Annotated in this window: 13 protein-coding genes; 11 read left to right on the top strand and 2 right to left on the bottom strand. The window is 72.4% G+C overall.

Annotated features, from left to right (window positions below):
- Positions 1-18: 18 nt before the first annotated feature.
- The 5 genes from sucB (at position 19) to ACFYQ6_RS02035 (ending at position 7140) form a co-directional block, all read left to right on the top strand.
- Entirely contained in the window at positions 19-1785 is a 1767-nt protein-coding gene (gene sucB / locus ACFYQ6_RS02015; RefSeq protein WP_388759821.1) for a 2-oxoglutarate dehydrogenase, E2 component, dihydrolipoamide succinyltransferase, read from the top strand.
- Positions 1786-1934: 149 nt separating this feature from the next.
- Complete coding sequence (locus ACFYQ6_RS02020; protein ID WP_361570493.1) at positions 1935-2558, top strand: GntR family transcriptional regulator; 624 nt, start codon at positions 1935-1937, stop codon at positions 2556-2558.
- 268 nt (positions 2559-2826) lie between these two features.
- Positions 2827-5496: a pyruvate dehydrogenase (acetyl-transferring), homodimeric type gene (gene aceE, locus ACFYQ6_RS02025; RefSeq protein ID WP_361570496.1), complete on the top strand. Its 2670-nt coding sequence runs from the start codon at positions 2827-2829 to the stop codon at positions 5494-5496.
- 76 nt (positions 5497-5572) lie between these two features.
- Positions 5573-6538, top strand: coding sequence for a YafY family protein (locus tag ACFYQ6_RS02030; protein WP_361570499.1), 966 nt, complete (start codon positions 5573-5575; stop codon positions 6536-6538).
- An 83-nt stretch (positions 6539-6621) separates the two neighbouring features.
- Complete coding sequence (locus ACFYQ6_RS02035) at positions 6622-7140, top strand: DUF4240 domain-containing protein (protein ID WP_361572330.1); 519 nt, start codon at positions 6622-6624, stop codon at positions 7138-7140.
- A gap of 3 nt (positions 7141-7143) precedes the next feature.
- Here the strand turns inward: ACFYQ6_RS02035 and ACFYQ6_RS02040 are convergent, their stop codons facing one another.
- Positions 7144-7671, bottom strand: a complete 528-nt coding sequence (locus tag ACFYQ6_RS02040) for a GNAT family N-acetyltransferase (protein ID WP_361570502.1) — start codon at positions 7669-7671, stop codon at positions 7144-7146.
- A gap of 61 nt (positions 7672-7732) precedes the next feature.
- Here ACFYQ6_RS02040 and ACFYQ6_RS02045 point away from each other — a divergent pair, with 61 nt between their 5' ends.
- Together ACFYQ6_RS02045 and ACFYQ6_RS02050 are read left to right on the top strand one after the other, a co-directional pair.
- Positions 7733-8632 (top strand): TIGR01777 family oxidoreductase, encoded by a 900-nt coding sequence (locus ACFYQ6_RS02045; RefSeq protein WP_388760902.1) that lies wholly within the window; start codon positions 7733-7735, stop codon positions 8630-8632.
- 178 nt (positions 8633-8810) lie between these two features.
- The gene (locus ACFYQ6_RS02050) at positions 8811-10124 is read left to right on the top strand and encodes an NAD(P)/FAD-dependent oxidoreductase (protein ID WP_361570505.1); all 1314 of its coding nucleotides are present in this window, start codon (positions 8811-8813) and stop codon (positions 10122-10124) included.
- Positions 10125-10127: 3 nt separating this feature from the next.
- Here the strand turns inward: ACFYQ6_RS02050 and ACFYQ6_RS02055 are convergent, their stop codons facing one another.
- A complete protein-coding gene (locus tag ACFYQ6_RS02055) occupies positions 10128-11852 on the bottom strand; it encodes a regulator (protein ID WP_361570508.1) in 1725 nt (574 codons plus the stop codon).
- A gap of 346 nt (positions 11853-12198) precedes the next feature.
- Here ACFYQ6_RS02055 and lipB point away from each other — a divergent pair, with 346 nt between their 5' ends.
- The 4 genes from lipB (at position 12199) to ACFYQ6_RS02075 (ending at position 15321) form a co-directional block, all read left to right on the top strand.
- On the top strand, positions 12199-13011 hold the full coding sequence (lipB, locus tag ACFYQ6_RS02060; protein ID WP_361570511.1) for a lipoyl(octanoyl) transferase LipB: 813 nt from the start codon (positions 12199-12201) through the stop codon (positions 13009-13011).
- A gap of 132 nt (positions 13012-13143) precedes the next feature.
- A complete protein-coding gene (gene lipA / locus ACFYQ6_RS02065) occupies positions 13144-14112 on the top strand; it encodes a lipoyl synthase (RefSeq protein WP_361570514.1) in 969 nt (322 codons plus the stop codon).
- Positions 14113-14382: 270 nt separating this feature from the next.
- Positions 14383-14583: a hypothetical protein gene (locus ACFYQ6_RS02070; RefSeq protein ID WP_361570516.1), complete on the top strand. Its 201-nt coding sequence runs from the start codon at positions 14383-14385 to the stop codon at positions 14581-14583.
- Between the two features lie 30 nt (positions 14584-14613).
- Positions 14614-15321, top strand: coding sequence for a DUF4191 domain-containing protein (locus ACFYQ6_RS02075; protein ID WP_073747606.1), 708 nt, complete (start codon positions 14614-14616; stop codon positions 15319-15321).
- Positions 15322-15334: the final 13 nt, after the last annotated feature.

Genomic DNA, 15334 nt, shown 5'->3' on the forward strand with positions numbered 1-15334 from the left:
TAAGGAGCAACTGAAACCATGTCGGTTTCCGTAACCCTTCCGGCGCTCGGCGAGAGCGTCACCGAGGGCACTGTCACCCGTTGGCTGAAGGCCGAGGGCGAGCGCGTCGAGGCCGACGAGCCGCTGCTCGAGGTCTCGACCGACAAGGTCGACACCGAGATTCCGGCGCCCGCCTCCGGCGTCCTGTCGTCCATCAAGGTCGCCGAGGACGAGACCGTCGAGGTCGGCGCCGAGCTGGCCGTCATCGACGACGGTTCGGGCGCGCCCGCCGCCGAGGCTCCGGCCGCCGAGGCTCCGGCCGCCGAGCCGGAGGCCGCTCCGGCTCCGGCCGAGGAGGCCCCGGCCCCCGCCGCCGAGGCTCCCGCCCAGGAGGCACCCGCCGCCGCTCCGGCCGGTGGTGCGTCCGGTACCGACGTCACCCTGCCGGCGCTCGGCGAGAGCGTCACCGAGGGCACCGTCACCCGCTGGCTGAAGGAGGTCGGCGAGGAGGTCACGGAGGACGAGCCCCTGCTCGAGGTCTCCACGGACAAGGTCGACACCGAGATCCCCGCCCCGGCCTCCGGCGTGCTGCTGGAGATCGTCGTCGGTGAGGACGAGACCGCCGAGGTGGGCGCCAAGCTCGCCGTCATCGGCGCTCCCGGTGCCGCTCCGGCCGCCGCTCCGGCAGAGGCCGCCCCGGCCCCCGCCGCCGCTCCGGCTCCGGCTCCCGCCCAGGAGGCTCCGGCCGCCCCGGCACCGGCCGCTCCCGCCCCGGCTGCTCCGGCTGCTCCGGCTCCCGCCGCCCCGGCCCCGGCTGCTCCGGCTCCGGCCGCCGCCGCCCCGGCTCAGGCCGCTCCGGCCGCGCCCGCCGGTGACGACGGCGCCTACGTCACGCCGCTGGTCCGCAAGCTCGCCGCCGAGAACGGCGTCGACCTGGGCTCGGTCAAGGGCACCGGCGTCGGCGGCCGTATCCGCAAGCAGGACGTAGTGGCCGCCGCGGAGGCCGCCAAGGCCGCCGCAGCCGCTCCGGCTCCGGCCGCCGCCGCTCCCGCGGCCAAGGCCGCGCCGAAGGTCGAGGCGTCGCCGCTGCGCGGTCAGACGGTCAAGATGACCCGCATGCGCAAGGTCATCGGCGACAACATGATGAAGGCCCTGCACTCGCAGGCCCAGCTGACCTCGGTCCTCGAGGTCGACATCACCAAGCTGATGAAGCTGCGCAACCAGGCGAAGGAGTCCTTCGCCGCCCGTGAGGGCGTCAAGCTGTCCCCGATGCCGTTCTTCGTGAAGGCGGCGGCCCAGGCGCTGAAGGCCCACCCGGTCGTCAACGCCCGGATCAACGAGGACGAGGGCACCATCACGTACTTCGACTCGGAGAACATCGGCATCGCCGTGGACGCCGAGAAGGGTCTGATGACCCCGGTCATCAAGGGTGCGGGCGACCTGAACATCGCCGGTATCGCGAAGAAGACCGCGGAGCTGGCCGGCAAGGCCCGCGGTGGCGGCCTCACCCCGGACGACATGTCCGGTGCCACCTTCACGGTCAGCAACACCGGCTCGCGCGGTGCGCTGTTCGACACGGTCATCGTGCCGCCGAACCAGGCGGCCATCCTGGGCATCGGTGCCACGGTCAAGCGTCCGGCGGTCATCGAGACCGCCGAGGGCACCGTCATCGGCGTCCGTGACATGACCTACCTCTCGCTCTCCTACGACCACCGTCTGGTGGACGGCGCGGACGCCGCCCGTTACCTGACCACGGTCAAGGCGATCCTCGAGGCGGGCGAGTTCGAGGTCGAGCTCGGTCTCTGAGCAGTACAGCTGTAACCAGCCTCACCAGCGGCGCCCCCGTCCGGAACACCTCCGGGCGGGGGCGCCGCCGTATTGTCTAGACACCACCGGTCACCTCCGGCCGCCGCGTCGGCCCCGGCAGCACCGGTTCGCCCCCGAAGGAGCACCTCATGACCCCGCCCGTCGTCCACTCGCTGCGCGAACAGATCCGCGAGCACATCGTGGAAGGGATAGTCAGCGGGCGCTGGAAGCCGGGCGAGCGGATCGTGGAGCGCCGTATCGCCACCGAGCTGGAGGTCAGCCAGACGCCGGTGCGTGAGGCGCTGCGCGAGCTGGAGACCCTGCGGCTGATCGAGTCGGCCCCCAACAAGGGCGTACGGGTGCGCAACCTCACCGCGGCCGACCTGGAGGAGAGCTACCCCGTGCGGGCCGGCCTGGAGCAGATCGCGGCGGAGCTGGCGGCCCCGTCACTCGCGGAGGACTGCTCGGCGCTCACCCCGCACGTGGCCGCCCTGTACGAGGCGGACCGGCTGGCCGACGGCGAGGCCCAGGTGCGGCACACGGTGGCCTTCCACCGGGAGATGGTGCGGGCCGCCGGGAACGCCGTGCTGCTGCACACCTGGGAGGGGCTGGGCATCGAGGTGTTCACCGCTCTGTCCATCCGCTGGCTGGGGACGGTGCAGAAGTCCTACGCGGAGGAGCACGAGGCGCTCATCGAGGCGTTCCAGCGGCGCGACCCGCAGATCTCCGTGCTGGTGAAGCAGCACGTCCTGGGGTGCGCGCCGCGCGCCTGAGCGCCGGTTCGGGCGTACTGCCCATCTGCGTCGCGTGGTGCTCCTTCGTGCAGGTCAGCGCCCGTTTCGCCCCGTTGATCCCGTCACTCCGTGCCCCCTTTCGCGGCACCGCATGCCACTTTTCTTCATATCGAGAAGTTTTCCCCTTCACCCTTTGATCGATCATCGATCGGCGACTTACAGTTCATCAGCGGGCCCACCGGCCCGATCGCCCTGTCCTGCCAGTCAGGGCCTTCTCCACCCCCTCCCACTCCGGAAGGCGGCGATCATGACCGACCCCGTAGCAAAGCTTCCGAGCGAGCTCGACCAGCTCCCGGACCGCGACCCCGAGGAGACCGCCGAGTGGGCGGCCTCCCTGGACGCCGTCACCAAGGCCGCGGGCCCGCACCGTGCCGCGTACCTCATGCGGCGTTCGCTCCAGCACGCGGAGGGCGCCGGCATCGCGCTGCCCAAGCTGCTGGAGACCGATTACGTCAACACCATCCCCACCTCCGCCGAGCCCGCGTTCGACGGCGACCTGGAGATGGAATCGAAGATCACCGCGTGGAACCGCTGGAACGCGGCCGCGATGGTGACCCGCGGCGCCCGGTACGGCGTCGGCGGTCACATCGCCACGTTCGCCTCGGCGGCGTGGCTGTACGAGACCGGCTTCAACCACTTCTTCCGCGGCAAGGAAGGTGACGGCTCCGGCGACCAGCTCTACATCCAGGGCCACGCCTCGCCCGGCATCTACGCCCGCGCCTTCCTCGACGGCCGCCTCTCCGAGCAGCAGCTCGACAACTTCCGCCAGGAGTCGGGTGGCGACGGCCTGCCCTCCTACCCGCACCCGCGGCGGCTGCCCTGGCTGTGGGAGTTCCCCACCGTGTCGATGGGCCTCGGCCCCCTCTCGGCGATCTACCAGGCGCGCTTCAACCGCTACCTGACCAACCGCAAGATCAAGGACACGTCGAACTCGCACGTCTGGGCCTTCCTGGGCGACGGCGAGATGGACGAGCCCGAGTCGACCGCCGCCCTCGCCCTCGCGGCCCGTGAGCAGCTCGACAACCTGACCTTCGTCATCAACTGCAACCTGCAGCGCCTCGACGGCCCGGTCCGCGCCAACTTCCGCGTGGTCCAGGAGCTGGAGGGTGCCTTCCGCGGTGCCGGCTGGAACGTCGTCAAGACGCTCTGGGGCAGTGCGTGGGACGAGCTGTTCCAGCTGGACACCACGGGTGCGCTGATCCGCCGCCTGCGCCAGGTCCCGGACGCGCAGTTCCAGACGTACGCGACGCGCGACGTGGCCTACATCCGCGAGCACTTCTTCGGCGCCGAGCCCGCGCTCGCCGAGCTGGCGAAACTCCTGAGCGACGCGAAGATCGCCGAGTGTTTCTACAGCTCCCGCGGCGGCCACGAGGCCCGCAAGGTGTACGCGGCCTACCGTGCCGCGCTGGAGCACAAGGGCGCGCCGACCGTGATCCTGGCCCAGACGGTCAAGGGCTACACGCTGGGCAAGGGCTTCGAGTCCAAGAACGCCAACCACCAGATGAAGAAGCTGTCGATCGACGAGTTCAAGAGCATGCGCGAGCTGCTCGGCCTCCCGATCCCGGACAGCGCCTTCGAGGACGGTCTGGTCCCCTACGGCCACCCGGGCGCCGACTCCCCCGAGGTCCGCTACCTCCAGGAGCGCCGTGCCGCCCTCGGCGGCCCGGCCCCCGCCCGCCGGGTGCACGCGGTGGCGCTGCCCGAGCCCGAGGAGCGCGCCTTCAAGGCCCTGTACAAGGGGTCCGGCAAGCAGGAGATGGCGACCACCATGGCGTTCGTCCGCCTGGTGAAGGACCTGATGCGGGACAAGGAGACCGGCAGGCGCTGGGTTCCGATCGTCCCGGACGAGGCCCGTACCTTCGGTATGGAGTCACTGTTCCCCTCGGCCGGCATCTACTCGCCGCTCGGCCAGACGTACGAGCCGGTCGACCGCGACCAGCTGATGTACTACAAGGAGGCCAAGGACGGCCAGATCCTCAACGAGGGGATCACCGAGGCCGGCGCCATGGCCGACTTCATCGCCGCCGCTTCGTCGTACGCGACGCACGGCGAGACGATGATCCCGTTCTACATCTTCTACTCGATGTTCGGCTGGCAGCGGACCGGCGACCAGATGTGGCAGCTCGCCGACCAGCTCGGCAAGGGCTTCATCGTCGGTGCCACCGCCGGCCGTACGACCCTGACGGGTGAGGGTCTGCAGCACGCGGACGGCCACTCGCACCTGATCGCGTCCACGAACCCGGCGTCGCTCAACTACGACCCGGCGTTCGCGTACGAGATCGCGGTGATCGTCAAGGACGGTCTGCGGAGGATGTACGGCCCCCAGGCCGAGGACGTCTTCTACTACCTGACGGTCTACAACGAGCCCAAGCAGCAGCCCGCGATGCCGGAAGGCGTCGAGGAGGGCATCGTCAAGGGCCTGTACCGCTTCAAGGAGGGCACGCCCGCCACGGCGGACGCGCCGCGTCTCCAGCTCATCGGTTCGGGTACGGCGATCCACTGGGCCCTGGAGGCCCAGGAGCTGCTCGCCGCCGACTGGGGTGTCACGGCCGACGTCTGGTCCGCCACCTCGTGGGGCGAGCTGCGCCGCGACGCGCTGGAGTCCGACGAGGCGCTGCTCCGCGGTGAGGAGCGCGTGCCGTACGTGACGCAGGCGCTCTCCGGCGCCCCGGGCCCGGTCCTCGCGGTCAGCGACTGGATGCGCGCGGTCCCGGACCAGATCAGCCAGTGGGTGGAGCAGGACTGGTCCTCGCTCGGCACGGACGGCTTCGGCCTCTCCGACACCCGCGCGGGCGCCCGTCGGCACTTCGGTGTCGACCCGCAGTCCGTCACGGTCGCCGCGCTGGCGCAGCTGGCGCGGCGCGGCGAGATCCCGGCCTCGAAGGTCAAGGAGGCCCGGGAGAAGTACGGGATGTGACGCACGCGGGGGCGGGTACCGGGTCGCCCGGTGCCCGCCCCCGCCGTTGTCACCGGGCGCCCCCACAATGGGTTCCATGCGTGCTGCCCGGCTCATCAAGATGGTGCTGCTCCTGCAGTCCCGGCCCGTCATGACCGCCGCCGAGCTGGCGCGGGAGCTGGAGGTGTCGGAGCGCACCGTGACCCGGGACGCCCAGGCGCTCTCCGAGGCGGGCGTGCCCGTGTACGCCGACCGGGGCAGGACCGGCGGCTACCGGCTCGTGGGCGGCTACCGGACCCGGCTGACCGGGCTGGCCCGTCACGAGGCCGAGGCCCTCTTCCTGTCCGGACTGCCCTCCGCGCTGCGCGAGATGGGGCTCGACGACGCGGCCTCGGCCGCCCGGCTGAAGGTCTCGGCCGCCCTGCTGCCCTCGCTGCGCGACGCCTCCCGCAGCGCCGCCCAGCGCTTCCACCTGGACGCCCCGGGCTGGTACCAGGAACCGGTCACCCCCGAGCTGCTGCCCGCCGTCGCGGAGGCCGTCTGGGACGACCGGACGGTCCGGGCCCGTTACCGCCGGCCGTCGGGCGAGGTGGAGCGTGAGCTGTCCCCGTACGGTCTCGTGCTCAAGGCGGGCGTCTGGTATCTGTGCGCCAGGGCCGGGGACGACTTCCGGGTGTACCGGATCGACCGGTTCACCGCCGTCGCCGTGTCCGAGGAACGCTTCGTCCGGGACGAGGACTTCGACCTCCCCCGCTTCTGGACCGAGCGCGCCGCGCAGTTCGCCCGGTCGATCCTGCGCGGCGAGGTGACCGTACGGCTCTCCGAGGCGGGCTGGCGGCAGCTGCCGCGCGCCGTGGACCGGGCCGCCGCCGACGACGTGCTGGCCGGCGCGCCGGCCCCGGACCGGGACGGCCGGCGCACGGTCGTGCTGCCGGTCGAGTCCGAGGAGGTGGCGTACGCCCAGCTGCTCGCGCTCGGACCGGAGGTGGAGGTCCTCGCACCCGCGTCCCTGCGCGAACGTTTTGCCGGTACCGCCGAACGACTGCGCGACCTCTATCGCTGAAGTGGCCGGGAAATGACGCCGAAGGCCTCATTTCGGTGTCTGAGCGTGCGTCGTCCCGCGTCGGGGCAGATGCTGGACCCGTGATGGACGAGACGGAGTTCTGGGAGATCATCGACAGCACCCGCGAGGCCGCCGAGGGCGACCCCGAGGATCACGCCGATCTGCTCGTCGACCGGCTGGTGCGGCTCGACCCCGACTCCGTGCTGGATTTCGGGCGGCACTTCGAGGCCCGCTACAACCGTGCCTACCGCTGGGACCTGTGGGGCGCGGCGGCCGTGCTGCTGGGCGGGGCGGGCGACGACGCGTTCGACTTCTTCCGCTGCTGGCTGATCGCGCAGGGGCGCGAGGTCTTCGAGGGCGCGGTGCACGATCCGGACTCCCTCGCCGAGCTCCTCGACGACTTCGACGACGAACTGGACGGCGACGGCGAGGAGCTCGGCTACGCCGCCGACGAGGCCTACGAGCAGCTCACCGGGGTGGTCGCCCCCGATCTGGGGCTGCCTCCGCAAGCCGCCGATCCGGCGGGTACGCCCGTCTCCTTCGACCACGCCGCGCTGGCGGAGCGGTTCCCGGCGCTCTGGGAGCGCTTCGGGCCGGTCTGAGGCTCAGTCCGCGAGGGAACGGCCCATCAGGACGTCGTCGACGTAGCGCCCGCCGAGGAGGAACTCCCCCGGCAGCACGCCCTCGACGGTGAAGCCCTCCGCCGCGTAGAGCGCCCGGGCGGGTGCGTTGTGTCCGAGCACGCGCAGGGTGAGCCGCCCGGCGCCCTGACGGCGGGCCTCGGCGTACGCGGCGCGCAGCAGCGCCCGCGCGACCCCGTGGCGCCGGGCCCAGTCGGCGACGGCGAGGCCCTGTATCTGGCGTACATGGGCGTTGCAGGCGAGCGGGGTCGGCCGGGCCAGCCTGATGTAGCCGGCGATGTGCGTCCCGTCGGAGCCGGTGACGGCCTCGGCCAGCAGGAACTCCTCGGGCCGGTGCCGTGCGTCGAAGAAGGGCTCGTAGGGCGGCATCGGACGGGGCTGCACGGCGTGGAGGGTCGACCATGTGGCACGGTCGAGCTCGCCGAGGGCGGCCTCGTCGCGTGGCACTGCGAGGCGGACGGGGAGAAGGGACCGGATCTGCGGCGCGGACATGCGCGCCACTGTGCCACGCGTGTCCCGTGTGACTGAAGGCACATGGGGCAGGATGGACGCCATGCTGCGTTCCCGTATCGCCGTCACCGGGTCGACCGGACTCATCGGAGCCGCACTCGTGCGCTCGCTGCGCGCCGACGGGCACGAGGTGGTCCGCCTCGTGCGGCGCCCGGCCGCCACCGGCGACGAGGTGGAGTGGGACCCGAAGCGCCAGTACGTCGACGCGGCGGGCCTGGTCGGCTGCGACGCGGTCGTCCACCTCGCGGGCGCGGGAGTCGGGGACCACCGCTGGACCCAGGAGTACAAGCGCGAGATCCGCGACAGCCGGGTGCTGGGCACCGCCGCGGTCGCCGAGGCCCTGGCCTCCCTCGACACCCCTCCGAAGGTGCTGCTCTCCGGGTCCGCCATCGGCTACTACGGGGACACCGGGGACCGCGCGGTCGACGAGGGCGCGCCGCCCGGCGAGGGCTTCCTGCCGTCGGTGTGCGTGGACTGGGAGGAGGCCACGGCCCCGGCGGAGGAGGCGGGCGTCCGGACGGTCCACGCACGGACCGGGCTGGTCGTCTCGCGGGAGGGCGGGGCCTGGGGCCGGCTCTTCCCGCTCTTCAAGGCCGGGCTCGGCGGGCGCATCGGCAACGGCCGGCAGTACTGGAGCCACATCGCGCTGCACGACCACATCGCGGCGCTGCGGCACATCCTGGACACCGAGACGCTTTCCGGTCCGGTGAACCTCACCGCCCCCTCCCCCGTCACCAACGCGGAGGTGACGGCCGCGATGGGCCGGGCGCTGCGGCGGCCGACCCTGTTCACCGCCCCGGCGCCCGCGCTGCGGCTCGCGCTCGGGGAGTTCGCCGGGGACGTACTGGGCAGTCAGCGGGTCCTCCCCGGCCAACTTCTGGACTCGGGCTTCACGTTCGCCTTCCCCGGCATCGACGACGCCATCCGGGCCGCGCTGCGCTGACGGCGTGCCCCGAGGGGCGCCGGGCGGGCCGCCGTGCGACCCCGTGCACCGGTGCCCTGGGTGCGTGCGACTGCGCCGGACTCGGCCAAGGTCCTAGCCTCGACCCGAACTGGGGCTTTCCGGGGGCCCGTCGGGGGCAGTAGCTCCCCACCAGTCGCACCGACTCGGGGAGGGGCACGTGATCGGGGCACACACAGCGGACCACGCGGATGTGGTCGTCATCGGGGCCGGGATCGCCGGCCTGTCGGCCGCGCACCAGCTCGTCAGCGCGGGAGTGAACGTCACCGTCCTGGAGGCCGCCCCACAGGTGGGCGGCCGGATGGCGACTTACGACGTGGACGGGTTCCGGCTCGACCATCTGGGCCCGGTGCTCTGTTCCGCGTACGCGGAACTGGACACCACTGCGGCATTCGGCGGGCTGGTCCTACGGGACTTCGCCCCCGGGGTGCTCGTCCACAGTGGGGGGCGGCAGTACCGCGCCGGAGACGTACGGAGCGCGCGGGGCGCACTTCGGGCCGTGCGCTCCCGATCGAGCGCCCCTCACGCGCCCCTGGGCGGGGCGATCGAACAGGCCAGGCTCGGCGCGTGGCTGACCCGTCTCGCGACGGCTCCGGAGTCCCGCGTCGCGGCCCGCCCCGAGCGAGCGGCGCTCGCGGCCCTGGCCGGGCGCGGGCTCTCCCCCAGGACCGTGAGCGGCTTCCTGCGCCCGCTGCTCTCGGCGCTGCTCGGCGACCCCGGGCTCACCACGTCGAGCCGGTGCGCCGAACTCGCCCTGCGCGACTACGCGCGCGGCCGGCTCTGCGTGCCCTCGGGCGGTTCCGCGACGCTGCCCGGGCTGCTGGCGGACGCCCTGCCGCCCGGGACGGTGCGCACCGGGGTCCATGTGACGGCAGCGGACATCACCTCCGTACGCACCAAGGAGCACGGCGAGTTGAGCTGCCGTTCGCTGTTGCTGGCCACCGGGGCGGGAGCAGCCGCCGAACTCCTGCCGGGGCTGCGGATGCCCGGGTTCCACCCGGTGACGGTCCTGCACCACACGGCTCCGCAGGCCCCGCCGACGGGGGCGCGGCTGCTGCTGGACGCGGACCGCTCGGGGCCCGTCTCGCACACGGCGGTGATGAGCGCGGTCGATCCCTCGCGCGCACCGGCCGGCCGCACCCTGATCACCTCCACGGTGCTCGGGCCGCCCCCGGCGGACCTGGACAGGACGGTCCGCGCCCACCTCGCCACGCTGTACGGCACGCCCACGCACGACTGGGAGCTGCTGGCCGCCCGTCACGACCCGGAGGCCGTCCCCGCGATGCCGCCCCCGCACGATCCACGCCGGCCGGTCCGCCTGCTGGCCGGGCTGTACGTGTGCGGCGACCACCGTGACACCAGCACCGTGCAGGGCGCCCTGCGCTCGGGCAGGCGCGCGGCCTCGGCGATCCTCGACGACCTGGGGGTGGGCCCGCGCCACGGCGACGGGCCCGCGCTGCCCGCGGCGGCGTAGGGGTCACCCCAGGGCGGCCACCCGGTCGCGGTATCCCCGCACGGCGACGGCGTCCCGGTAGGGCTCCAGCCGCCGCTCGAAGTCGCGTACGTACTCCGTGGCGCGCACCGACCGCATCTCGGCCGCCTGCTGGGCCGCCTCGGCACCCAGCAGGCAGGCCTGGTCGAGCTCGCCGAGCCCGAGCCGCGCGGAGGCGAGCACCACCCGGCAGAACAGCCGGCTGCGGGCGTACGCCGGCGCGCGCAGCTGGAGCGAGCGCTCTGCGTGCTGGGCGGCGACGCGGTACTGCTGCAGATCGCGGTGGCAGTGGCCGAACTCGTCGGCGAGCTGGGCCTCGTCGAAGTAGCGGCCCCAGTACGGCACGTCGTCCCCGGGCCGGGCGGCCTGGAGCGCGCGTTCCGCCCGTACGAGGGCGGCGACACAAGCGCGGGTCTCACCGAGGACACCGTGCCCGCGCGCCTCGACGGCGTGCAGCAACGCCATGACGACGGGCGGCGCGGACGAGCCGATGCCCTGCTGGGCTACCCGGGCGAGCTGGACGGCTTCCCTGCCGTGTCCGAGATAGACCGCCTGACGGCTCATCGTGATCAGGACGAAGGCACCGTACGCCCGGTCCCCGGCGGCCTGGGCCAGCCGTAGCGCCTGGACGAAGTAGCGCTGGGCGAGTCCGTGCGCGGCGATGTCGTACGAGGTCCAGCCCGCCAGCCGGGTCAGATCGGCGGCAGCGGAGAACAGACGGCGGCCGACCGCCTCGCCGTAGGTCCCCCGGAGCATGGGTTCGGCCTCGTGTTCCAGATAGCGGACGAGTGCCTGCCGGGCATGACCGCCGCCGTAGGTGTTGTCCAGCGTCCGGAAGAGCTCGCCGACGGAGCGGAGCGCCGCGACGTCACCGCTGCCGACGCGCTGGCCCGCGCCGCGATCGGTCTGCCGCTGACGCGGTACGCCCAGGGGCGGCGCCGCCGCGGGCGCCGGCGGACGCACGGGTCCGGGCCCGCGTGTCCCGCCGGCCCGGACGGCCCCCTGCACGCCGGTGCCGTGCGCCGCGCCGGGGCCGGCGGGCGCGGCCGGGGAGCCGGGCACCTGTCCCGGTGCCTGTCCTTGTGCCTGACCTGGCGCCTGTCCTGGCGCCTGGAGGGTGCCGGTCCCGTTGCTTCCGGTGCCGTGGCCTCCGCCGGCCCGCTGGAAGCCGTGCGGTGCCCTGGGACCGTGGGCATCGGCGGGGGTGCGGGGCGCGGGAAGACCTCCCGCGCCGTTGACCCGGTCCTGCGGCTCCGCCCGGCCGCCCCATTCGTCGGCCCGCCCGATGAGCCAGTCCCTGCTGGGCACGACCAGCCCGGCCGGGGTGAACGCGATCTTGCGCAGCTCCGCGTGGCTGCCGGAGTCCTTGCGCCAGAGCCCGCTGACGATGTCGACGGCCTCCGCGGGCGTGGCCGCGAACTCCAGGCCGGCGTAGACGGGCGCGCACGCGTCCAGGCCCAGGTCCTGGGCGGAGAGCCGGCGTCCGAGCCGTCGCGTGAAGACCTCGGCGATCAGCGCGGGGGTGGTGCCCCGTGGCTGCTGGCCGCGCAGCCAGCGGGTCACCGAGGTCTTGTCGTATCGCAGGTCGAGTCCGTGTTCGAGACCGAGCTGGTCCACCCGGCGGGCCAGCCCCGCGTGGGAGAAACCGGCTTCCGCGATGAGCGCAGCGAGCCGCCGGTTCGGGGTTCGCTGCGGAGGTCGTTCCGACATCAGCTGTAAGGTCTCCTGCCTTCGGCGCCGGGCGGGCAGCCCTTACGGGCTCCCCCACGAGTGGGAGCGGGCGAGCCCGTCATGGAACGGCGCGAACTTAACCGCCCCGGCGGCGACGCCAGCCGCCTTCGCTCCACGTTCATCCGATCGTGTGAGGATTTCCGGATCGCTGACGGAGTCCGGTGCGTGGACCGGCGGGGGCCCGGTGCGCGAGCGGCCGGACGTCACCTGCCGGACCTGGTCCCCCGGAGCGGTCGTACAGTGGCTCAGGGCGCACATCAGTGCAAGGTGGTGGCTCCGGGGACACCCCCCGGCCTTCCGTCACCGCGAGTAGGGAGGCACCCGAGTGAGTGAGCTGCGGTTCGTCCGTCTGGGCTTCGGTGAGGACCGGGTCGACTACCAGGAGGCCTGGCAGAAGCAGCGCGAGGTGCATGCCGCCCGGTTCGAGGACACCGTCCCCGACACGTGCCTTCTCCTCGAGCACCCCTCCGTCTACACGGCCGGACGGCGTACGACCGAGAGCGAGCGTCCGCTGGACGGGACCCCCGTCATCGACGTGGACCGCGGCGGGAAGATCACCTGGCACGGGCCCGGGCAGCTCATCGGCTACCCGATCCTGAAGCTGCCCCGCCCGGTGGACGTGGTCGCCCACGTCCGCCGCCTGGAGGACGCCCTGATCCGCACGGCCGCCGAGTTCGGCGTGGAGACCAGCCGGGTCGAGGGCCGCAGCGGCGTCTGGGTGCTCGGTGACCCCGTCGAGGACCGGCCCTCGCTCGGCGGACTCTCCCTGGACTTCGACCCCCGGCTGCACGACGAGGAGTTCGACCCCCGGCTGAACGGTCCCGAGTACGCGCCGTCCAACGCGGGCCAGCGCCGCGAGGACCGCAAACTGGCCGCGATCGGCATCCGGGTCGCCAAGGGCGTGACCATGCACGGCTTCTCGCTGAACGTGAACCCCGACAACACCTCGTTCGACCGGATCGTCCCGTGCGGGATCAGGGACGCGGGCGTGACCTCGCTCTCGTACGAACTCGGCCGCGAGGTCACGATCGACGACGTGCTCCCGGTCGCCGAGAAGCACCTCCGGGACGTCCTGGAGAACGCGGAACTCGCGCCCCGCCCGGTCGGGACCGCCGCGACCGCCGCAGCCCCGGCCTGAGACGCCTGTAGGGGCCACGGGAATAGGCCCCGTCGGCCACAGGTTGGGCAGACGTAAGAGCGTTCTAACGACGGGCGTACCCTGGTGTTCGCCGAAGATTCCAATGCAGCGAAAGCAAAGGGGAGTGCCGGAGTGTCCGCTGTCGCACCCGACGGGCGCAAGATGTTGCGCCTCGAGGTCCGGAACAGCCAGACCCCCATCGAGCGCAAGCCCGAGTGGATCAAAACCCGGGCGAAGATGGGCCCCGAGTACAACCAGCTGCAGAAGCTCGTGAAGAGCGAGGGTCTGCACACGGTGTGCCAGGAGGCCGGCTGCCCCAACATTTTCGAATGCTGGGAGGACCGCGAGGCCACCTTCCTCATCGGCGGGGACCAGTGCACACGGCGCTGCGACTTCTGCCAGATCGACACGGGCAAGCCCGAGGCCCTGGACCGTGACGAGCCGCGCCGCGTGGGCGAGTCCGTCGTCACGATGGACCTGAACTACGCCACCATCACCGGCGTCGCCCGCGACGACCTGGAGGACGGCGGTGCTTGGCTGTACGCGGAGACCGTGCGCCAGATCCACACGCTGACGGCGGAGCGGGAGGCCGGCGCGACCAAGGTCGAACTGCTGATCCCCGACTTCAACGCGGAGCCCGAGCAGCTTGCCGAGGTCTTCTCCTCGCGCCCCGAGGTGCTCGCGCACAACGTCGAGACGGTGCCGCGGATCTTCAAGCGGATCCGGCCCGGCTTCCGTTACGAGCGCTCCCTGGAGGTCATCACCCGGGCCCGTGAGGCCGGTCTGGTGACGAAGTCCAACCTGATCCTCGGCATGGGCGAGACCCGCGAGGAAGTCAGCGAGGCGCTCCAGGACCTGTACGACGCGGGTTGCGAGCTCATCACGATCACGCAGTACCTCCGCCCCTCCGTGCGGCACCACCCGGTCGAGCGCTGGGTGAAGCCGCACGAGTTCGTGGAGCTGAAGGACGAGGCCGACGCGATCGGTTACTCGGGCGTCATGTCGGGCCCCCTGGTGCGTTCCTCCTACCGCGCCGGCCGCCTCTTCCAGCAGGCGATCGAGCGGCGCGGAGCGGCGGCCACGGCGGCACCGGCCGTGTGAATCCGCGCACAAGACACTACTGAGCGGTAACAGCTGCGACGACGCGGCCCCTACAGCTCCCGCAGGTCGGGGGCCCGTATGGGCCGCGTCGGCGTGCGCGACGCCGAAATCAGGGTTTCATTGGTGTTTGACCGACCGGTCATGCACTGGTAACACCGAGCAGTGACCCTAGGTACATACGCGGTGGCTCCCGTGGTCGCCGTCGTCATTGCTTCCCGCTACTCAGTGCGCGCCGGACGCGCGCATCCGCTCCGAGGGGGAACACCCACGATGCACGCAGCACCGGTTCGCGCCAACACCATCCCGACCGTCGCCACGGCGCTCCGCGCCGTCGAGTCGCTGCTGCTGAGCAGCGGCCAGCGCACCGCCCGCCAGAACGCCTGGACGGCGGTCCTGGAGGACCGCCGCAGGGCCAAGGACCGGGTCGAGGCGGAGCATGTGCTCCGGGCTGTGGCCGACCTCCGTTCCTAGGTCACTCCGTCGCCACGTAAACTTCGGTACATGGCGAGGAAGGCAAACACTGAAGGCGCGGACAGCGCCGAGAACGCGGGGCGGCTCAAGCAGATCGCCCTGACCTACAAGATGACCAGGCGGACCGACCCCAAGGTGGGTCTTGTGGTCGCCGGCGTGGGAATCATCACCTTCGGTGTCCTCCTCGGGATCGGTTTCCTGATCGGCCACCCTGTCTACGCGGGCATTCTGGGCTTCGTCCTGGCTCTCCTCGCGATGGCGATCATCTTCGGGCGGCGTGCCGAGCGCGCGGCCTTCGGGCAGATGGAGGGACAGCCGGGCGCCGCCGCGGCCGTGCTGGACCGGGTGGGCCGTGGCTGGACCACGACCCCGGCGGTCGCGATGAACCGCAGCCAGGACGTCGTCCACCGGGCGGTCGGCAAGGCCGGCATCGTGCTGGTGGCGGAGGGCAACCCGAACCGGGTCAAGAGCCTGCTGGCGGCCGAGAAGAAGCGGATGGCCCGCATCGTCGTCGACGTACCGGTGCACGACATCATCGTGGGTGACGGCGAGGGGCAGGTGCCGCTCAAGAAGGTACGCACCACCATGCTGAAGCTTCCGCGGGTCCTGACCGGCCCGCAGGTGACCGCGGCCAACGACCGGCTGCGGGCGATGGGCGACCTGATGAGCAACATGCCGCTGCCGAAGGGCCCGATGCCGAAGGGCATGCGGATGCCGCGCGGCGGAAAGATGCGCTGACCGCGCATACAGA

The organism is Streptomyces sp. NPDC005494 (genome assembly GCF_042872025.1).
Classification (GTDB): domain Bacteria; phylum Actinomycetota; class Actinomycetes; order Streptomycetales; family Streptomycetaceae; genus Streptomyces.